This window comes from Pedobacter ginsengisoli, assembly GCF_030244015.1.
GTDB lineage: Bacteria > Bacteroidota > Bacteroidia > Sphingobacteriales > Sphingobacteriaceae > Pedobacter > Pedobacter ginsengisoli.
Genome location: NZ_JASSYX010000003.1, coordinates 900,128 through 920,311, shown reverse-complemented (window position 1 = coordinate 920,311; position 20,184 = coordinate 900,128). Strand labels below are relative to the sequence as shown.

Sequence of the window (20,184 nt, the reverse complement as noted above, 5' to 3'; positions counted from 1 at the left end):
TTTTGTATATTATGCAAGAAGTCGACGAGCGGATTGATGTACCGTGTATGTTCAGGCATAAATTCAAGTATAAAGTTCACACTGCGAAAGTATGTAAGTTCATTGTGCCTTTCCAATTGCTGTCTCCTGGAGGTATACCGGTTCATAAAACCCCGCTGACGTGTTAAATTTTGTTAAATAAAACCTTTTCTCTGCTTCCTTCGTTAATTTTGAGTAATTATATATAATGAAGAAGCGGATTCTCTGGATAATTACCACCCTGATGACGGCAGCGTTGCTGGGTGTGTTTGTAATGCAATTGTATTACATCAGGGAAGCATACAATCTAAAATCCCAGCTTTTTGAGCAAAATGTCAATGAAGCGCTGAATGATGTGGCCAGCAAAGTACAGAAGCGGTACGCTGCCAATCACATTACAAAAAAGGATTACGAGCTCAGGAAAGAGCGGGAGCGGGCTGTGCGCGATAAGGCACAGGAAATCGTTGATTATAAGGAGCGTTTCAGGGCGGAGGAAGCACAGCGTAAACTGCGTCAGCAGGAAAGGATCATTGCGGATCTGAATATGCGGGACAGCCTGATAAGGGTCAGTTTTCCAATGCCTAAACTGATTCCCGAGGATGTCTTTCAGCAAATCACTTACATCAATAATAAAAGCGAGTCATCTATGCAGGTTCAGGTCGATTACGGAGTTGACCAGGAGGGCAACATAATTGATGTCAACCAAACCATTACTGCTAATAAAACGGGGACATTTCCATCAAAAACATCGGCATATCCACAAAAAACAACGATCTTTTCCAAAAAAACCACAACATTTTCTTTAGCACCCGGTAAGCTGCCGGACAGCATCAGGTACCTCGCCTATAATCCGAAAAATTTAACCCCCATCACCATAACGATGGAGCAGGTGACGGACAAGCTGGCCCGGGGTTTTAAAAGGGAAGACCAGCTGGCCGAGCAAAGATACAAACTGGGGCTTGAGGCACTGATGGAGGATACTGTGGTACTGGAGAACAACAGCCTGAATTACCTGGAAGATGTCGCCAAAGAAATGCGGCAGGCAAGTGTTCCTATTGAGCAGCGGATTCCTAAGGACAATCTCGATACGCTGATCAAGAGGGAGTTATTGAATAGGAACATCAATCTGGACTACGATTTTTGGCTAAAGCTGGCCACCAAGGATTCATTGTTGTATAGTCAGGCTGCCCATCAGACTGCTGATGGTGGCCTGGGCAAAAATGTGTATAAGATTCCTTTATTCGGCAACGACATTTTTCGGGACCCGGGCTTGCTTTTCATCAGCTTCCCCAATAAAAATTCACTGATATTGGGCAATATGTGGGCGACAATGGCTTCATCGGCAGGTTTGCTGCTGGTGCTTGTCTTTATTTTTGCTTACACCATTTACGCCATCATCAGGCAGAAAAAGATCTCTGAAATGAAAACAGATTTCATCAATAACATGACCCACGAGTTTAAGACCCCGGTGGCTACCATTATGATTGCCAGCGAGGCACTGAAAGACCCGGAGATCGTTGAAGACAGGAAACGGATCAGCAGGCTGGCGGGGATTATTTATGATGAAAATGTAAGGCTTGGCAATCATATAGAACGGGTGCTGAGCATCGCCCGCCTGGAGAAAAAAGAACTGAAACTGGAACAGGAGGAACTGAACGTAAATGACCTGATCCTGGTCGTGACAGACAGTATGGACCTGCAGCTGCAAAAGAAAAATGCGATTGTGGACCTGCAGCTCAATGCGGTCAACCCGGTCATATCTGGCGATGAGCTGCACTTTTCCAATGTGATCTATAACCTGATCGACAATGCAAATAAATACAGTGCCGGTATTCCTAAGATCACCATCAGCACAAGGAATACAGCCAGACATCTTTATATTGAAATCGCTGACGAGGGTATCGGGATGACCAGGGACCAGACCAGGCGTATTTTTGATCAGTTCTACAGGGTGCCAACGGGCAACCTGCATGATGTAAAGGGGTTTGGTCTGGGGCTGAATTACGTTCAGGACATCATCAACCAAATGGGCGGCACCATAAAAGTGAACAGTGAGAAGGATAAAGGAACTAAATTTGAAATCAGCTTACCTCTAAACCAAAATTAACGACGCATGAAAAGAATCCTACTGGTAGAAGATGATCCAAACCTGGGTCTGCTGTTGCAGGATTACCTGCAGATCAAAGGAAAATTTGATGTGGTGCTGTGTGTGGATGGTGATGAGGGGTTACGGGCATTTACCAGGCAGGAATTTGACCTTTGCATCCTGGATGTGATGATGCCGAAGAAAGACGGTTTTACGCTGGGCAAAGAGATCAGAAAGATAGATCAGAACGTGCCCATTATCTTCGCGACGGCGAAAGCCATGATGGAAGATAAGGCCTCTGCCTATGACCTTGGAGGGGATGATTACATCACTAAGCCTTTTAGAATTGAGGAACTGCTGCTCAGGATCAATGCCTTGCTGAAAAGGGTTGCGGTGAAGGAGCCGGCTGATAGCGGACCTGTCCAGACACAGTTTCAAATTGGTGACTATTCCTTTGATTATACCACTCAGATGATCCATTATAAAGGCCAGCAGCAAAAGCTTTCAACCAAGGAGGCGGAGCTCCTGCAGCTTTTATGCCTGAAAAAGAATGCCGTACTGACCCGGGAGGAGGCTTTACTGAGCATCTGGCATGATGACAATTATTTTAATGGCCGCAGTATGGACGTGTTTTTGAGTAAGCTCAGAAAATACCTGCGCGAAGACCCCAGGGTCGAAATACTGAATGTACATGGCAAGGGTTATAAATTGCTGGTCAACTGATGGTTTCCCTGCCTATAATGTAAATGCTTTTAAGGCGGAACGCGCATAGTTTCCCCAGCCCTTCAGGGCATCGTCTATGATCTTTCTCAGGCCCTTGTAGTCTGTGGCTTTGCCCTTTGCCGGTGCTTTAAGTTCTGCCGCCGATACGGGCTTGTCTGCTACTGTCTTTGCAAACCAGGTGATGTTCTCATGGGGAAGGGCTACGCCCAGGATCATTCCCGGCAGTCCTGTAAAGGATTCCGGCCCGCCGGATAGGGGAATTTTATCGGTGTAAAAAGCAACCACATAAATGGAATCCAGGATGATGGCATTTGCCCTGCGGCATTCATATCCGGCTATGGTGCGCATTTCGCTGGTGAGCTTCCAGTTTATTTTACGGATGCTGTCTTTCTGCAGAAAAGTTTCTTCATAGACTTGCTTTTGGGCGGTAAATAATCCAGTTGTCAGGTCCGAATAAATGGTATTGTTTTGGGTAACCATCGGGTCATTGGAAAAGTAATTCCTTGCGCCGGCTTCACTTTCAGCAATAGGCGTAAACAGGGTTTTGTCTCCGGTAAAACTGAGTGTACTTTTTAACAATTTGAATTGGGGCTGGTTCCTTTTGTAACTGTCGTACATTTCCTGCCAGAATGATCCTGTGTTTTCGCTGATGTTTTTTTTCATCATCGCAAACATATTGACGCTTTTCTCAAATTCTATGACTCCGCTGGTGGTGAACCTGGCGTTTTGTGCAGATGCACTGCTTGCCAGGGCAAGCAGACAAAGTATGGTGATGATGGTGTTTTTCATATCCTGAGCATTATTTGGCAGCCGCGCCACCCATTTTGTTAAAATCCCAGCTTACAGAGAGTAGAAAATATCTTTGTATGGTGGTGTAACTGTTTTGTGTAACCATGTTGGAGCTGGCGTACCTGCTGAATCCAATATTCTGGTTGAGCAGGTCTTTGCCGGACAGGGAAACTTTAAGGTTTTCTCCTTTGAGGAACTTCTTGCTGATGAATGCATTCCATATAAAGCGGCTCAGGTCCTGATTGAAAGTTTCAGTGCCTGCTTTAAACTCGTAATTTCCATCGGTGCCGATCTCTATTTTACCTGGCAGGTAAATGTTGATGTTGCCGTTGCTGTTAAAACCCCAGCCATCATTGTTGTTGGTGTTTTGCAGGGAGGAAGTGATGGAGTTGTAGTTAGGGCCTCCGGAAATGCGGAAATTGTATTTTTTCTCTTTGTATTTGGAAATATTCAACCCCCCTCTGTAAGTATTACTGCTGGTATTGGCAGTCACATTGTTGGTGAGGCTATAGTTGACGCTACCATTGTAGCCCAGATCGAGACCTACACTGAGGTCGAGCGCTTTGATTTTCTTGTCTGTAGAAAGATCAAAATAATAATTTGATGGGCGTTTGCCGCTCAGGTTGACCGACTGATAGGTGGTTTTACCGGAAGCCTGGTCTGTTGTGGTATTATTCGTGATGGGGTTGAAAGTGAAACTGTAATTTCCAGAAACCCACAAAGACTGCTCGCTCAGGATCTTGTACGAACTGTAGCTCAGGTTAAAGCTATTGTTGTAGGATGGTCTTAGCCCCGGGTTGCCCAGTTTGATGTTCAGCGGATCTGTATTTACCCTCACCGGTTGTATGTCATCAATGCCGGGCTGATTGGTATAGCCGTAATAACTGAACCGGACGGATTTCTGCTGGGAGAAACGGTAAGAATACCTGGCCTGCGGGTTCCAGTTGATGAAATTTCTTTTGAAGGAATTGCCGGTGTAGCTGTCAAGCTGATTGAACCGGACGGCGGTGACGTTTGTTCCAAAATTAAACGTGGTTTTATCCCTGGTATAGTTCATGCTGATACCGCCCTTATTGGAAAGCTGATCGAGTTTAAAATCATTGCTGAACTGCAGGTCCAGGTCATCGTAAGCCCCGGAAGCTGATTTGTTGTACGACCTGCGGTCTGAACTGCTGTTGTTGATACCCAATCCATAATTTAAGATCAGGGAAGTAGTTTTGGAGAGCGGTTCGGTATAAGTAAGGTTACTGTTTAGCACACTGCCTGTAGTTTTATTGATCTTTTGCTGATCGACGACCCTGGTGCTGTCAGAAATGTTGCTGGTATTGAAAAATTCATTGGTTGAGTTCAAAAAGCCTTCGCTGTCAGATTTGGTAATGGTTTCTTTGATCATCAGGGAAAAAGTCCGGCCTTTCTTTTTCAGTTTTTTGGTCCAGAATGCCGAGATGTTGAAAGCCTGTTTGTCCGTCTCGTTTGTCAGGCTGCGGTCGCCGGTATTGATTTTGGTGCCGTCTTCCCGCAGGCTCAAAGAAGTAAAGCTGTCGCTGGTATTGGAATTGTTTACTGAACCATCTGCACTGATCTTTAAGGTGCTTGTCGAGTCTATTTTTATCGTAAGGGCGGCGTCCAGCTTCTGCCTGAAAATGCGATTGTCAAATTCCTGGTCGGAGCTGTTGTTGATCAGCCCGTTTGGCAGGATATTTTGTGATAAAGTATTTCTCGTCCCTTCTACATTCATCTGCCCTGCTTTATAATTGGTATTTAAGGCATATTTGTCGCTGTCCCATTTATTTTCATAGTGCAGGCCGCCGTTATTTACCGAAGGGATTCCCTGGCCGTTGTAGCGGCCGTCCCAGGAACTGAATTCATCGCCGTCGTTGAATAGCATGATGCCTCCGTCGGCCATCACTTCCATATTGTTGTTGCCTGAATACTTGTCGCTGTCACTCCAGCCCAGGCCTGTTTGGCCGGTATTGCCAAAAATACCATACCCGGCAATCCTTTGCTTGCCCTTGAATGCGTTGAACATGATCTGGTTCTGGTAGAATTTGTCTGTTCCCGTGCTTGCTTCTGCTTTGCCAAAATAACCGTTCTTTTTATCCTCTTTGAGTTTGATGTTGATGGTTTTGGTTTTTTCGCCGTCTTCGATCCCTGTGAAAGTAGCCTGATCACTTTTTTTATCGTAAAGCTGGACCTTATCTACCATGTCACCACGGATGTTTTTGGTGACCAGTGTGGGGTCGTCACCAAAAAATTCTTCGCCGTCTACCAGTACCTTGTTAACGGTTTCACCCTGTGCGGTGATCTTACCATCCTTATCCACTTGTATGCCGGGCAGCTGTTTGAGCAAGTCTTCGACCTTAGAGTTTGGGGTGATGTTGTAACTTCCGGCATTGAACTCCGTGGTATCCCCCTTAATCTTAATGGCCGCGGCCTTGCCCTTTATGATGACATCGGCCAGCAAGGTGGCCTTGAGGATGAGGTTAAGTTTTCCAAAATCCCTGCTGCTGTTTGCTGAGTCCAGGGCAAACTCTTCCACATAGTCTGCATAACCCGGATAGGTGACCAGTAAGATAAATTTACCTGGTTTCAGATTGTTCAGCGCAAAACTTCCTTCAGCATCGGCACGGGTGTATTTTACAAGAGTAGAATCTTTTTGGTGGAGGAGTGTGACCGTAGTGTTGACCAGTTTGTAGGTCGCCATACTGTCAGTTACACTGCCTTTAATCATGTACTGCTTTTGGGCAAACAGCATTGGGGCACACAGCAGTAGTATCAGCGTTGTGAGAGCGGATAGTTTCATTTGGAACAATTAGGTAGTCCGAAGGTATAACTAAATCTTTAGTAATAAAATACCAGGTGTGTTAAATTTTGTTAAAATAAAATCTTTTCATTTTAACAAGTTTTAGACTGATCGCTGATTATAGTAAAGTAGTATGTTCTTATTAACTTTGCCTATGTTGAATTCTGAAACGTCCAATCCAGCTGAACTTGCGGCGAGGTTTGTAAACTATACATCTAAACATATATTTCTGACGGGAAAGGCCGGGACGGGGAAGACAACTTTTCTCAGGAACCTGACAGACCTCACCCATAAAAAGGCTGTGATCGCTGCCCCAACAGGTATTGCTGCGATCAACGCAGCCGGGGTAACCATTCATTCGCTTTTTCAGCTGCCCTTTGGGACTTATTTGCCCAGACAGCCCTCGGCGGGCGGAAGCCACTTCGATCAGCAATACAATACGCCAAAATCTATTGTACGGCACCTGAACATGAATGCTGCAAAGCGCAAGGTGCTGCTGGATATGGAGCTGCTGATCATCGATGAGGTCAGTATGCTCAGGGCTGACCTGCTGGATGCGATAGACATGGTGCTAAGGTACATCAGGAGAAATAATACGGCCAGTTTTGGTGGTGTACAGGTTCTTTTTATCGGGGACATGCATCAGCTCCCGCCTGTGGTGAAAGGCAATGAGTGGAACCTGCTTGCTGAGTTTTATAAGAGTGTGTATTTTTTTGATGCCCTGGCCCTGCAGCAGGATCCGCCTGTGTACATTGAGCTGGAAAAAATATACAGGCAGGCCGATCAGGTGTTTATCGACCTGCTGAATAACCTGCGGAACAATAAGGTTACCGCTGAAGATGTTGCGTTATTGGAAACCTATTATAGGGCAGATTTTAAACCCGCACTTGAGGATAAGTACATTACGTTAACTACTCACAATAATAAAGCTGATGCGCTGAATAAACAGAGCCTGGATGAACTCAGTGGTCCTTCGTATTTGTACAAAGCCAGGATTGAAGATGATTTTAGTGAGTTTTCCTATCCTGCGGAACAGGTACTGGAACTGAAGGTCGGCGCGCAGGTGATGTTCATTAAGAACGATCCGACAGGAGAGCAGCGGTTTTTCAACGGTAAGATAGCCACGGTGGTCTCACTCAAATCAGATTGGATAGAAGTCCGGGCAGATGGGAGTAAAGAAAAGATCGTGCTGGAAAAATATACCTGGAAAAACATAAAATATACTACGGATAAAGTTACAGGAGAGATTGAAGAGGATCTTGCGGGGACCTTTACGCAGTATCCGCTGAAACTGGCCTGGGCCATTACGGTGCACAAAAGTCAGGGTCTGACTTTCGATAAGGCGATTATTGACATCGGAAGTGCCTTCGCACCGGGACAGATCTATGTGGCATTGTCACGCCTGAGGTCTTTGGACGGCCTGGTACTAACGTCGCAGATTGGGGGTACAGGTATCCGTCAGGACCAGAATGTGACTTCATTTGCTAAAAGCAAACCGGAAATTGCCAGTTTGCAGCAATGGGTAGAGCAGGAAAGCGAAATATTTTTAAGGACTTACCTGCAGCGGTGTTTTGATCTGAGCGCATTGGACAATTATGTATATGATCATGTACATTCTTATACCAAAGACATCAACCGGTCTGCCAAACAAAAACACCATAAGTGGGCAGAGCAGCTGTCAAAGGACCTGATCGCTGTCAGGACAAACGCAGATAAATTTATGGTCCAGATCGGCCGTTTGAGTGCGGACCGCACAGAAGAGGGGCGACGGGCTCTTTTGGAAAGGGTGCTTGCAGCGGAAAAGTATTTTGTACCGCTGATTACGGCTTTCTCCGAAAATATTTTTGAAAGGATGGAACTGGTGAAACAGGACAAGCAGGTGCTTGAGTTTTTAAATGAATTGCTGGAGATGGAGTCGCTGTTTTTTGAGCAGCTGAAAAAGATGAAGAAGGCACCGGCACTGCTTGCTGCTGTTATGGAAAACCGGGAATTTAAGCGGCAGGATGTGGAGCGCCTGATCAATACCGGTGCAAGGGGCACCAGGATGTTAAGCGTTTTTGCCATGGAAGATACGCATGATTTTACGGTTAAGAAAGCCGGAAAGGCTGGCAGGACAGGAGGAAAACCAAAAAAATCAGCTAAGGCCATTGACAAGGAGCCTAAAGCAGATACTAAAGCGCTGTCCCTGGAATTGCACAAAGCCGGAAAGACCCTTACTGAGATCGCTGCGGAGCGTAAAATGGTCATCGGTACTATTGAAGGACACCTGGCGCATTATGTGGCCAAACAGGAAATTTCTGCAAAAGATGTTATTGGGTCCCGTAAGCTGGACCAGATATTGGCGGCCATTAAAGAATTAAAGACCCTTCAAATGAACCCGATACGTGAGCGCCTGGGCAGAGACTATTCTTTTGGTGAGATTAAGATCGGCGTGGCTGCGCATCTGGCAGAAGGCGGGTGATCAGAGATTCACGTCGCCTTCAAATACTTGCTTGGCCGGTCCACATAGAAAGACGTTTGTAAATTTCGTTCCGTCGTAGTCAAAGCTTATTTTCAGGTCGCCGCCCAGTACGTTAACGGGGGTTTCGATATGACCTTTCTGTCCTTTGTGCTTTGCCACTGACAGGGCTACTGCGGTTACACCCGTGCCGCAGGCGTAAGTTTCATCTTCCACGCCGCGTTCAAAGGTGCGTACAAACAGATGGTCGCCTTTATCTTCCACAAAATTAACGTTAATGCCTTTTTCTTTGTAGGTCTCGTTGTTCCTGATGGCTTTTCCATTGGTATAGACATCAAAGTCTTTAAGCCCTTCGGTCTGCAGAACATAATGGGGGGAACCCGTATTGAGTACGTAGGCTGGCCCGTCGTTATTAACTGTGTCTACATCAATCATTTGCAGGTCTACCCAGTCGCCTTTTTCTGAAATTTTGGCATAGTGAGGGCCATCAACTGCCAAAAAATTAGTTTCGGTGTCAATAATTCCCAGGTGTTTGGCGAACGAGACGATGCACCTGCCGCCATTGCCGCACATACTGCCGGGCCTGCCGTCCGCGTTAAAATAGTGCATCTCAAAATCAAAGGAATCATGGGCGGTCAAAAACATCAAACCATCTGCTCCGATGCCGAAACGTCTGTCACAAAGCATTTTAATGCGGTTGTTGTCAATGTCCTTTAAAGGACCCATCCGGTGGTCAATTAATATAAAATCGTTGCCGGCACCCTGGTATTTGAAGAAGTGAATTTCCATTTTTTGTCTGTGTAATAGCCATTTAACATATTTTAACAGTATTCGTGACGTATTACAGATGCAAATATCGGTGATATGGTATTAAATTTGACTAAATGATTAAAAAGAAAGTATCTGTACTTGTAAATATGAGAATTGCATGAGCCTACGGGACCCAGGCCTGTGCTTTATAAGTTAGTTATTTTCAGTAGATAGATTGTAAAACGTGTAATTTAATGCAAATGAAAAGAATAGGATTAATTGTGCTGGCTGCATTTATAGGTGGTGCAGCTGCGATTGGGGGTTACAAGATGCTGGAACGTCATGACGATGGATTGTCCTTTACGGAACAACAGAAAGTGCTTTTTGCGAACAACCCCAAGATATCTTCTGCAGGTGCTGTAGATTTTGTGGAGGCGGCAGCAGCGGTTTCTCCAGCCGTGGTACACATCAGGACTTCTTATGGAAATAAATCAAGCGATGATGGTGCTTCTCCGTTCGGAGATATGTTTGAAGATTTTTTTGGTGGCGGCGGCCGGAGAATGCAGCGCACTCCGAGAGCGGCATCGGGATCAGGGGTGATCCTAACTCCTGATGGTTATATCGTGACCAACAACCACGTGGTTGAAAACGCAGATAAAATAGATGTTATCCTGTCTGACAGACGTAAGGTGACTGCAACTGTGATCGGTAAAGACCCGAATACGGATCTTGCACTGATCAAAGTGGACGCGACTAACCTTCCGGTTGTAAAAATGGGAAATTCTGACAACGTCCAGATTGGTGAATGGGTATTGGCAGTAGGTTTCCCGCTGGATCTGCAAACTACGGTGACCGCAGGTATTGTAAGTGCAAAGGCCCGCAGCATTGGTATTTTGGCCAGAAACAGTGAACCAACCCGTGAAGAATATGAAGAGTATCAGAGAACGGGTAAGATTCCGGCACGTACCAATAGCAGTATAGAATCGTATATACAAACTGATGCGGCCATTAACCCTGGAAACAGTGGTGGTGCTTTGATCAATGCCAATGGTGAGCTTGTCGGTATCAACGCGGCGATCGCTTCGCAGACAGGTATGAATGTTGGTTATGGTTTCGCAATTCCTGTGAACCTGGCTAAAAAGATTCTCGATGACTTCAGGAAGTACGGTGCGGTAAGACGTGGATATATCGGCGTGTCCTTTGTTCCTCTTGATGCCGATCAGGCAGAAAAACTGGAGGTGAAAGACATTTCTGGACTATACGTATCGGAAGTTCTGCCAAACAGCGGTGCAGCTGCTGCCGGTTTGAAAAAAGGTGACATCATTAAAAAAGTAGGTGATGTAGAGATCTATGATTCACCTGATCTTCAGGAAAAAATCGGACGGTTAAGCCCTGGTGATAAAGTACAGCTTACTTATTTGAGGGATGGCCAGTTGAAAAACGTAAATGTTACCCTGAAAGGGGAAAACAAGGACGTGACAAAACCTGCTGTTGCAGCAAATAAACCTACAGGTGCCAGCTTTGAGAGACTTGGGGCGTCATTTGCCCCTGCTTCTGCGGCACTTAAAGCCAAGTATGGTGTAAAGAGCGGTGTGATCGTTACAGGAATTGAGCAAGGGAAATTGTTTGATGCCTGGGAAGTTCCCAAAGGAGTGGTGATCACCACTGTAAACGGACAACCGGTAAATAGTGCTAAAGATATAGAGATTGCTTTGCCGAAATCAAGAAATGGCATGACAACCATTACGGGAGTGGGCCCTCAGGGTACCTTCACCTATAGTGTGAACTAAGTTTAATTGATATTTAAGGAAAAGGGACAATGTAAATTGTCCCTTTTTTTATTTATCATCCCAGTGTAATCGTAGAATGTTTCTAAATAAGTTAATTATGTGCATTTTATGTTTGGGATTTACAAATTAATTCTTTAATTAAATACTTTTGCACAACAGAATTAAAAAATAAAATACGAATGGCTAGTTTCGGAAACGCTTTTTCCTCGTCTATAGGAAAAAAATTAATAATGGGCATTACCGGCCTGTTTCTCATCTCTTTTTTATTGGTGCATTGTTTTATCAATTCACTGATCTTTGTCAATGATGGTGGTTTAACTTTCAATATGGGTGCGCATTTTATGGGCACAAACTGGATCATCCGGGCAATGGAAATTGTGTTGTTTGCCGGCTTACTGGTTCACATTTACCAGGGTTTCAGGCTTTGGGCGCAAAACCGTGCTGCCAGGCCTGAAAGATATGCGGTAAATAACGGAGCGGCGAACAGCAAATGGTACTCCCGCTCAATGGGCCTGCTGGGTACACTGCTGCTGATTTTTTTGATTGTACATATTTCTAAGTTCTGGGTGAAGTCCAGGTTTACAGGTATTCCTACTCAGGATGTAAATGGCAATCATGACCTTTTCGCGGTAATGGTGGAGACATTCCAAAATCCTGCCCTTGTGTTGTTGTATGTGCTGGCAATGGTCTCTCTTGCCTATCACCTGCTGCACGGGTTTGCTTCGGCGTTTCAGACTTTAGGCTGGAACCATAAAAAGTATACACCAATTATTAAGTCAGTTGGAGTATGGTTTTCTATCCTGATCTCTATCATTTTTGCTGCTATGCCTGTTGCGATGTACCTGGGGCTTATTAAATAACTTTAGAAAGAAAGAATTATGTCAGAATTGAATTCAAATATACCAGAAGGCGAGTTAACCCAAAAATGGACTAAATTTAAGTCTTCTGTGCCTTTGGTTAATCCATCGAATAAAAGAAGCATAGAAGTAATCGTTGTGGGTTCAGGCCTCGCGGGGGCGTCTGCGGCCGCAACTTTAGCGGAGATGGGCTATAAAGTAAAATGTTTTTGTTTCCAGGATTCACCGAGGAGGGCGCACTCGATAGCGGCCCAGGGTGGTATCAATGCAGCCAAAAATTATCAGAATGATGGCGACAGTACTTATCGTTTGTTTTATGATACGATCAAAGGTGGTGATTACCGTTCACGCGAAGCTAATGTGCACCGTTTGGCAGAGGTAAGTGCAAATATTATAGATCAATGTGTGGCACAGGGAGTGCCTTTGGCCAGAGAGTACGGCGGCTTGCTGGACAACCGTTCTTTCGGTGGTACACAGGTGCAGCGGACTTTTTACGCTGCCGGACAGACCGGTCAGCAGTTGCTGCTGGGCGCATATTCTGCTTTGGAGCGTCAGATCGGTATGGGTAAAGTAGAAATGTACACCCGCCATGAAATGCTTGAAGTAGTTAAGATTGACGGTAAAGCACGCGGCATCATTGCCCGCAACCTGATCACAGGCGAGCTTGAACGTCATTTCGGGCATGCCGTGGTTTTAGGAACGGGTGGTTATGGAAACGTATTCTATCTTTCTACCAATGCGATGGGCAGCAATGTTACTGCAGCCTGGAAAGCGCATAAGCAGGGTGCGTATTTTGCAAACCCTTGTTACACGCAGATCCACCCTACCTGTATTCCGGTTTCAGGAGACCATCAGAGTAAACTGACACTGATGTCTGAATCGTTACGTAATGACGGACGGATCTGGGTTCCTAAGAAGAAAGATGATACCCGTAAAGCTTCCGAGATTCCTGAAGATGAAAGAGATTATTACTTAGAGCGCCGTTATCCTGCTTTTGGTAACCTGGTGCCGCGTGACGTGGCCTCAAGGGCAGCCAAAGAGCGCTGTGATGCCGGCTATGGTGTAGGTGCCTCTAAACTGGCGGTTTATCTGGACTTTAAAGCAAATACAGAGCGTTATGGACGTATTGAGGCTTCTAAATCAGGTATTCACAACCCGGATAAGGAAACCTGTATGCGTCTGGGAACGGAAGTGATCAAAGAGAAATATGGTAACCTGTTTGACATGTACGCGCAGATCACCGGAGAAAACCCTTATGAGACGCCAATGCGGATCTATCCTGCGGTTCACTATACCATGGGTGGCCTTTGGGTAGACTATAACCTGATGACCACTGTGCCGGGCCTGTACTGTGCCGGTGAGGCCAATTTCTCAGATCATGGCGCCAATCGTCTGGGGGCATCAGCTTTAATGCAGGGCTTAGCGGATGGCTATTTTGTTCTTCCTTATACCATAGGCCAGTATTTGTCTAAAGAGATCTCGGTTAAGGCTATTCCTACGGATCATCCGGCATTTGCTGAGGCGGAGGCTAAAGCAAAAGGAATTCTGGATACCCTGATCAATATCAGAGGGACTAAATCTGTAGACCACTTTCATAAAAGACTTGGCCACATTATGTGGGAAAAATGCGGAATGGCCCGTAATGAAAAAGGCCTGAACGAAGCCATACTGGAGATCAGGGCGCTGCGTGAGGAATTTTGGAGGGATGTCCGCGTACCGGGAACGAGCGATGAATTAAATACTGAACTGGAAAAAGCAGGCCGTGTAGCTGATTTTATTGAACTCGGTGAGTTGATGTGTATTGATGCCTTAAACCGCAATGAAAGCTGCGGGGGCCACTTTCGTGAGGAATACCAAACGGAAGAAGGAGAAGCGATGCGGGACGATGAAAACTATGCATACGTTGCGGCCTGGGAGTTTAAAGAAGGTGTGAACTTTGAGCTGCATAAGGAAGAGCTGAAGTTTGAAAACATTAAGGTTGCACAAAGAAGTTATAAATAGCAAGTACTAAAATCTCAATATTATGAGTACAGGAAATATGAATTTAACGCTAAAGGTATGGCGTCAAAAAAATAACAAGACCAAAGGTGCTTTGGTTGATTACAAGCTGTCGGATATTTCGCCTGATATGTCTTTTCTGGAAATGTTTGATGTGCTGAACGAACAGCTGATCAATAAGAGCGAAGAGCCAATTGTATTTGATCACGATTGCCGTGAGGGGATCTGCGGTTCGTGTTCAATGTTTATTAACGGCCGTCCGCACGGACCAAAGGACCTGGTGACTACCTGTCAGCTGCACATGCGCTCATTCAAAGACGGTGACACCATCGTGGTTGAGCCATGGCGGGCAAAAGCGTTTCCGGTCATCAAAGACTTAACGGTAGACCGTACCGCATTTGACAGGGTTATTGCCGCAGGGGGGTTCATTTCGGTCAATACTGGTAATGCCCAGGATGCAAATGCACTGCCTATTCCAAAAAATCAGGCTGATGCTGCTTTTGAGGCGGCGGCTTGTATCGGCTGCGGTGCTTGTGTAGCCACCTGCAAAAATGCATCTGCAATGCTGTTTGTATCTGCGAAGATCTCTCAACTGGCATTACTGCCGCAAGGTCAGCCTGAGCGTTACAGGAGGGTACAGAGCATGGTTGCCCAGATGGATGCTGAGGGATTTGGTAACTGTACGAATACCGGTGCATGCGAAGCAGAGTGCCCTAAAGGGATATCACTGGAAAACATCGCCAGGATGAACAGAGATTTTTATGCTGCAAAATTTGTATCTGAGGAAGATATTTAATAGTTTTATACTACGAGACAAGGGAATTACACGCAAAGGCCCCCGATATGAATATCGGGGGCCTTTGCGTTATAAGAGCATTATTTAGAGAGCGAGAAAGAGATCGGTAAGTTGTATTTCACACGGACCGGCTTTCCTTCCTGTTTGCCAGGTATCCATTTCGGTGATGTCTTGACAACCCGTACGGCTTCCGCATCCAGGCTGGGCTCAAGCTTTCTTTCGACTTTGATATCGCTGAGCGTGCCGTCTTTTTCCACGGTGAAGGACAGAAAGACTTTGCCCTGGATGTTGTTCTTCTGTGCTTCTACAGGATATCTGACTGCTTTACCCAGGTACTGGTAAAACTTGTCCATGCCGCCAGGAAAGCTGGGTTGTGTCTCCAGGCTCACAAAGTCATAGACTTTGTCTGTTTTTCCCTTTTTAGTGGTGATCAGTATGACGCCATATTTCCCTCCTGCGCCATATAATTTAGTTGCGGTTTCGTCTTTGAGGACTTCTATACTTGCGATGTCGTCCTGTTTTATGGTGCTCAGCGCTGAGGGTTCAGATGATTTCATTCTTACACCATCGATGATGTACAATGGCGGGTTTTTGCCCGGTACGCCAATTCTGACCCCTTGGGAATTGGTTTGCACACCTGCCGCTTTGCCCTCCAGCTGTTCCTTTACATCCTGTTTAGGCATAAAAGTAAAACTGATCGGAATGTTGTATTTTACACGTACCCTTTGCCCGTTCTGAACACCCGGAACCCATTTGGGGCTTTCTTCCAGTACCCTTATCGCTTCTTCATCTGTGCCCCCGCCCAGCTTCCTTTCCACTTTAATGTCTGACAAATCACCATCAGTTTCCACTATAAATGAAAGAAATACCTTTCCCTGGATCCCGGCATTCCTGGCTTCCTGAGGATATTTAACACTCCGAAGCACATAAGCATAAAACTGGTCCATACCTCCCGGAAAGCTGGGAGCAGCATCCAGGGATACAAAATCATAAATTTTTCCGCTTTCGTCTGCGTTAGTGGTGATCACTACTTCGTTTAGGAGGGTCTCTGTTTTATTAACAGGCTCCTGTCTCTTATAGCCACGTATAACGACTTCATTCAACACAGTGTATCCGGATAATTTCACATCAGCTTTTTTTGCTTTTTGCTCAGATTGTGTGTCCGAAAGCCGGAAGGAAACGGGAATGATGTAGTTCCCGTCAGGGCCGCCCGCAAAATCTTTATAGCTTGCTATAACCCTCATGACCTCCGGTTCCAGACCATATCCGAGCGGTTTAGACGCAGTCCCCAACCCCTCTAAAGTGCCATTTTTTACGGTAAATTTAATAGCAGTCTGGCCTTGCAGATCGATTTCCTGTGCGGCTGCGGGGTATCGGATAGTACGCATCACGAACTTATAAAATGGCTCCCAGTCTGTGCCGGATATAAGCTCCCCGGTTGTTTCCCGTGATGCATTTTTAGGTTGTGGTTTAATTGAGGATTGTTCTGGATCTGTATGAGGTACTGTTATAGCCTGCTCTACTACCTCTTTTACGGCCTCCAGTGGTGTTCCTAAAGGAATTTCATTGGCAATCTCCTTAATATTTTTGTTGTTGCGGATGGTAGCCGAGGAGGCCACCAGTGCTATCGCAAAGAGTGGTACGAAAAGGCCATATTTTAAGATGGCGACTTTTCTTGATCTTTCTTTATATAACATGAAAATTCTTTTTTTAAGTAGTGATTTGTTAAAAAATCCATTGATTAATGTACTTGGAGCTACGCCGAGTGCATTGCTCATTAAGAGCATGGCATATTGCTCTTTGTCCCCCTGAAATCTGGCGGCTTCTTCATCTGCCAGGTATTCGTGGATATTCTTGATCGTTGTCTTGTAAAGGTAAATGATGGGATTGAACCAGGTCAGTATACCCAGGACCTCAAAAAACAGCACGTCTGCTGAATGTAGCTGCCGGATGTGAATCTCTTCATGATGCTGGATGGTCTGCGACTGAGGAAGCTGTTCATCCACCACTTGCCTGTTGAAAAATGAAAAAGCCGAACCGTTGTCTTTCCTCTTTAAAAGCTGGCGTACAGCGTATAACTGGGCAATAAACTTGACAATAAAGACGGATACCCCTAAAAGATACAGGGTGACCAATATACTGCCGGCACTGATTTTATCCGGAGCATCCTGTATGATGGCTACCTGGCTCATAAACGCAGACATCTGATCAACACCTATGTACACCGGTTGTGCAACCGGCTGTGTGATAAACCATTCAAACCTGAGAAAAGGAATGGCAAGAGAAAGTATCCCGGCCGAGATCAGGTAGATCCTGTTGAGAATGAAATAAGTTTCTTTAGCTAATAACAACTTATAGAAGCCATAAAATACAATTAAGTAAATATTGACTTGCAGGATGTAATGTGCCCAGTTCATCTTGGTCTGTTTTTAATTTTGTTAATCATTTTAAGAATTTCATCCACATCGCTCAGGTCCAGTTTTTCCTCTTTGACGAAAAAGGAGAACATGCTCTCCACTGAGTTTTCAAAGTATCCTCCCAGTAGTTTTTCCGTCGCATGGCGTTTGTAGTCCTCCTTGCTGATAACAGGGTAGTATTTGTGGGCTTTCCCGAAAGCTTCATGGGCAATAAACCCTTTAACTTCAAGTATGCGGATGATGGTGGAAACCGTATTGTATGCCGGCTTTGGTTCTGGTAAGTGGTCCATTACGTCTTTAACGAATCCCCGCTCCAATTGCCATACGATTTGCATGATCTGTTCTTCTGCTTTTGTTAAATCTTTAATCTCCATTTTTCTTGTTTTAGTTTTTGTATTAGTGTTTGCGTTATCCCGGATACTGCGCAATATCCAGGTATAACTAAGATCTTAGTATAAACTTATAACTAATATTTTAGTTTTCAAAATATTTGATAATTTATTTTTTCACCCCTAACTCATACACAGTTACTGACATGTAGCCTATCGTCTGCGTGGCTGTCTAAAGTCATCTGCTGATAGCTGGGAGGTTTAGCCCGGTTTTTCTAACGGTTTCAAGATGGTTGATAGGGTTGGGGGTCAGTGCAGCCCCCCAAAAAGAGTTTATAGAGAAGTCGGGAAAGGTTGATCCATAGGGCGCAAATACTGATCAGGGCATCAGTCTGACTTCTTAACCAGGGCCTTTCTTGGAATTTGTTTTTCCCTTTCGGAAGTATGGTAGACAAATGAGGCAATGATGGTGGCGGATTTCCTGAGATCGTCTTCAACCAGTCTGTCGTAGGTGTCCTGATTTGAATGATGGGTTCGTGTATTGTAGTCCATAGGATCCTGGATAAACTGGAACCCGGGAATTCCAGCGGCGTCAAATGAGAGGTGGTCGGTTCCGCCTGTGTTGTTTATGGTAATGGTCCCCGCACCAAGATCATTGAAGGGAGCCAGCCATTCTTTGAAAATAGGGCGTGCTGCTTCATTGCCCTGCAAATAGATGCCCCTGATCGTACCGGTGCCATTGTCGAGGTTGTAGTAAGCGCTCACTTTTTCGTTTTCCCCGGTCTTTGGATCACCAAAATGCTTAGTGACATATCCCCTGGAGCCATATATCCCTTGTTCTTCGCCGCTCCATAAGGCTATTCTTATTGTCCTTTTTGGTTTAAAATCTATGGTTTTAAGGATGCGCATGACTTCCATCATCACGGCAGCTCCCGCGGCGTTGTCCGTAGCGCCGGTTGCCGAATGCCAGGAGTCATAATGGCCACCGATCATCACTACTTCATCCCTGAGTTTTTTATCTGTTCCGGGAATTTCAGCAATCACATTATAGCCGTTGGGATCCTGGTCATAGAAGGAAGTTTTAATTTCAGCTTCCATCTCTACTTTCTGACCAGCCCGCAGCAGCCTTAAGATGTGCAGAAAATCTTCCGCAGATACTTCCAGTTCAGGAGATACGGGCCCGGCATCAAGTGCGTAGGAGGCGCCGTTGCTCGTAAAGAATGTGCCGTAGCTGCCTCTTGCGTAAGTTAGGACCAGTCCAACTTTTTCTTCTGTAAGCATAGCGCTGATGGCAGTACGAACAGCTCTTATCTTCATCATTTGCGCCCGCATATTGTTATCACCGGCAGGACGGGGCCTTTGGGTCCCGGCGCTGGCCTGCTCCATTTTATTTAAAACAGAGTCAGTGTGTCTGACTGCATCAGGTTTATAAGTATTTTGGAGCGGTTGTAGTGTCATCTGGTCAAACATGACAATTTTTCCCGCCAGTTTGCCTTTATATTTATCCAGGTCAGTAACTGTATCTGCCTTAATGAGGATCACTTCTGATCTGATCAGTCCGTTGGTTCCGGGTGTCCATGCTTTTGGTGATGCGATGACGGGATGATAGTAAGGGACAGTTGTGGCGGCATAATATTTGTCAATCTGCCAGCCTTTACCAAATTTCCCCCATGATTCGAGCTGTACATTTTTCAGGCCCCATTCGCTGAACTGCTTCATCGCCCAGTCCTGCGCTCTTTTCAGTCCGGGTGAGTTGGTAAGTCTCGGGCCGGCCACATCTGTGATCTGAAATGCAATGTCCATTACCCTGGAGTGCTCCAGGCCTTCTTTACGAATTCTTTGAATGGCCTGCAGGTCTGCTTTGTCCTGTGCTGTAAGGGGCAGGACCAATCCAAAAAGGAAGGCAATTATGGTGTAAATTTTTATCATGTGATTCGGTTGGTCTTCAAAGTTGAATTTACGCTAAATATCAATTAAATAAAAATGGCAGGAATCCTCCTGCCAAATCTTAACTATTAACTAAAACTAAACTTTCTTTGATGGGTATCGGGACCGCTTCCCTGAAGCTGGTCTGCTTTTTATTTTGTAAACAGGCTGGTTACCTTTGATACAGTAACTTTAGGAGCTGACGGTTTCATGGCAACTTCTTCATTCTGATTATTTGTATTGCTGGTAGCGAATGTCAACAACATCATTACAAAAACAGGAACCAGCAGTAATAAAAATGGCGATATATTGGCTAACTTTTTCATAATTGTTTTGGTTTTTCGGGTATTCTATTGTCTTTTTTTGTTCTCAAGAACTCGCTGCTCTCGGTTTGATGAAACAAATAGAATCATAAAAAAAAACCTGCTAAAATCTTTTAGACCA

Annotated in this window: 14 protein-coding genes; 7 read left to right on the top strand and 7 right to left on the bottom strand. The window is 45.2% G+C overall.

The window, feature by feature from the left end; all coding sequences use genetic code 11:
• Positions 1 to 226: 226 nt before the first annotated feature.
• Together QEP08_RS16195 and QEP08_RS16190 are read left to right on the top strand one after the other, a co-directional pair.
• Complete coding sequence (locus tag QEP08_RS16195) at positions 227 to 2,125, top strand: sensor histidine kinase (RefSeq protein ID WP_285059618.1); 1,899 nt, start codon at positions 227 to 229, stop codon at positions 2,123 to 2,125.
• A gap of 6 nt (positions 2,126 to 2,131) precedes the next feature.
• Positions 2,132 to 2,827, top strand: a complete 696-nt coding sequence (locus tag QEP08_RS16190; RefSeq protein ID WP_285059617.1) for a response regulator transcription factor — start codon at positions 2,132 to 2,134, stop codon at positions 2,825 to 2,827.
• 12 nt (positions 2,828 to 2,839) lie between these two features.
• On the opposite strand, the gene QEP08_RS16185 is transcribed toward QEP08_RS16190, so the two are convergent.
• Positions 2,840 to 3,616 carry a GLPGLI family protein gene (locus QEP08_RS16185; RefSeq protein WP_285059616.1) on the bottom strand — a complete coding sequence of 259 codons (777 nt, stop codon included), beginning with the start codon at positions 3,614 to 3,616 and terminating at the stop codon, positions 2,840 to 2,842.
• Between the two features lie 10 nt (positions 3,617 to 3,626).
• On the bottom strand, positions 3,627 to 6,419 hold the full coding sequence (locus QEP08_RS16180) for an outer membrane beta-barrel family protein (RefSeq protein WP_285059615.1): 2,793 nt from the start codon (positions 6,417 to 6,419) through the stop codon (positions 3,627 to 3,629).
• 154 nt (positions 6,420 to 6,573) lie between these two features.
• Between QEP08_RS16180 and QEP08_RS16175 the strand changes: the two genes are divergently transcribed.
• Positions 6,574 to 8,880: a helix-turn-helix domain-containing protein gene (locus tag QEP08_RS16175; RefSeq protein ID WP_285059614.1), complete on the top strand. Its 2,307-nt coding sequence runs from the start codon at positions 6,574 to 6,576 to the stop codon at positions 8,878 to 8,880.
• Here the strand turns inward: QEP08_RS16175 and dapF are convergent, their stop codons facing one another.
• Positions 8,881 to 9,666, bottom strand: coding sequence for a diaminopimelate epimerase (gene dapF / locus QEP08_RS16170; protein WP_285059613.1), 786 nt, complete (start codon positions 9,664 to 9,666; stop codon positions 8,881 to 8,883).
• A gap of 221 nt (positions 9,667 to 9,887) precedes the next feature.
• Here dapF and QEP08_RS16165 point away from each other — a divergent pair, with 221 nt between their 5' ends.
• The 4 genes from QEP08_RS16165 to QEP08_RS16150 all read left to right on the top strand — a co-directional run bounded on the left by QEP08_RS16165 (position 9,888) and on the right by QEP08_RS16150 (position 15,068).
• Positions 9,888 to 11,417, top strand: coding sequence for a trypsin-like peptidase domain-containing protein (locus tag QEP08_RS16165; RefSeq protein WP_285059612.1), 1,530 nt, complete (start codon positions 9,888 to 9,890; stop codon positions 11,415 to 11,417).
• A gap of 179 nt (positions 11,418 to 11,596) precedes the next feature.
• Positions 11,597 to 12,277 carry a succinate dehydrogenase cytochrome b subunit gene (locus tag QEP08_RS16160; protein WP_285059611.1) on the top strand — a complete coding sequence of 227 codons (681 nt, stop codon included), beginning with the start codon at positions 11,597 to 11,599 and terminating at the stop codon, positions 12,275 to 12,277.
• An 18-nt stretch (positions 12,278 to 12,295) separates the two neighbouring features.
• The gene (locus QEP08_RS16155; RefSeq protein WP_285059609.1) at positions 12,296 to 14,275 is read left to right on the top strand and encodes a fumarate reductase/succinate dehydrogenase flavoprotein subunit; all 1,980 of its coding nucleotides are present in this window, start codon (positions 12,296 to 12,298) and stop codon (positions 14,273 to 14,275) included.
• A gap of 22 nt (positions 14,276 to 14,297) precedes the next feature.
• Positions 14,298 to 15,068 carry a succinate dehydrogenase/fumarate reductase iron-sulfur subunit gene (locus tag QEP08_RS16150; protein WP_285059608.1) on the top strand — a complete coding sequence of 257 codons (771 nt, stop codon included), beginning with the start codon at positions 14,298 to 14,300 and terminating at the stop codon, positions 15,066 to 15,068.
• A gap of 80 nt (positions 15,069 to 15,148) precedes the next feature.
• Here the strand turns inward: QEP08_RS16150 and QEP08_RS16145 are convergent, their stop codons facing one another.
• The 4 genes from QEP08_RS16145 to QEP08_RS16130 form a co-directional block, all read right to left on the bottom strand.
• The gene (locus tag QEP08_RS16145) at positions 15,149 to 17,485 is read right to left on the bottom strand and encodes a TonB family protein (RefSeq protein ID WP_285059606.1); all 2,337 of its coding nucleotides are present in this window, start codon (positions 17,483 to 17,485) and stop codon (positions 15,149 to 15,151) included.
• Complete coding sequence (locus tag QEP08_RS16140; protein WP_285059605.1) at positions 17,482 to 17,859, bottom strand: BlaI/MecI/CopY family transcriptional regulator; 378 nt, start codon at positions 17,857 to 17,859, stop codon at positions 17,482 to 17,484. The genes QEP08_RS16145 and QEP08_RS16140 overlap by 4 nt, the downstream gene beginning before the upstream one ends.
• Before the next feature lie 342 nt (positions 17,860 to 18,201).
• Positions 18,202 to 19,743 (bottom strand): M28 family metallopeptidase, encoded by a 1,542-nt coding sequence (locus tag QEP08_RS16135; RefSeq protein ID WP_285059604.1) that lies wholly within the window; start codon positions 19,741 to 19,743, stop codon positions 18,202 to 18,204.
• Between the two features lie 149 nt (positions 19,744 to 19,892).
• The gene (locus QEP08_RS16130) at positions 19,893 to 20,066 is read right to left on the bottom strand and encodes a hypothetical protein (RefSeq protein WP_285059603.1); all 174 of its coding nucleotides are present in this window, start codon (positions 20,064 to 20,066) and stop codon (positions 19,893 to 19,895) included.
• Between the last annotated feature and the right edge of the window lie 118 nt (positions 20,067 to 20,184).

Bases quoted from the DNA above. Each gene is read 5' to 3' on its own strand.
- QEP08_RS16175 (WP_285059614.1), top strand. From the start codon at position 6,574: ATGTTGAATTCTGAAACGTCCAATCCAGCTGAACTTGCGGCGAGGTTT.
- QEP08_RS16135 (WP_285059604.1), bottom strand. From the start codon at position 19,743: ATGATAAAAATTTACACCATAATTGCCTTCCTTTTTGGATTGGTCCTG.
- QEP08_RS16195 (WP_285059618.1), top strand. From the start codon at position 227: ATGAAGAAGCGGATTCTCTGGATAATTACCACCCTGATGACGGCAGCG.
- QEP08_RS16165 (WP_285059612.1), top strand. From the start codon at position 9,888: ATGAAAAGAATAGGATTAATTGTGCTGGCTGCATTTATAGGTGGTGCA.
- QEP08_RS16140 (WP_285059605.1), bottom strand. From the start codon at position 17,859: ATGGAGATTAAAGATTTAACAAAAGCAGAAGAACAGATCATGCAAATC.
- QEP08_RS16155 (WP_285059609.1), top strand. From the start codon at position 12,296: ATGTCAGAATTGAATTCAAATATACCAGAAGGCGAGTTAACCCAAAAA.
- QEP08_RS16150 (WP_285059608.1), top strand. From the start codon at position 14,298: ATGAGTACAGGAAATATGAATTTAACGCTAAAGGTATGGCGTCAAAAA.
- QEP08_RS16160 (WP_285059611.1), top strand. From the start codon at position 11,597: ATGGCTAGTTTCGGAAACGCTTTTTCCTCGTCTATAGGAAAAAAATTA.
- QEP08_RS16130 (WP_285059603.1), bottom strand. From the start codon at position 20,066: ATGAAAAAGTTAGCCAATATATCGCCATTTTTATTACTGCTGGTTCCT.
- QEP08_RS16180 (WP_285059615.1), bottom strand. From the start codon at position 6,419: ATGAAACTATCCGCTCTCACAACGCTGATACTACTGCTGTGTGCCCCA.
- QEP08_RS16185 (WP_285059616.1), bottom strand. From the start codon at position 3,616: ATGAAAAACACCATCATCACCATACTTTGTCTGCTTGCCCTGGCAAGC.
- dapF (WP_285059613.1), bottom strand. From the start codon at position 9,666: ATGGAAATTCACTTCTTCAAATACCAGGGTGCCGGCAACGATTTTATA.
- QEP08_RS16145 (WP_285059606.1), bottom strand. From the start codon at position 17,485: ATGAACTGGGCACATTACATCCTGCAAGTCAATATTTACTTAATTGTA.
- QEP08_RS16190 (WP_285059617.1), top strand. From the start codon at position 2,132: ATGAAAAGAATCCTACTGGTAGAAGATGATCCAAACCTGGGTCTGCTG.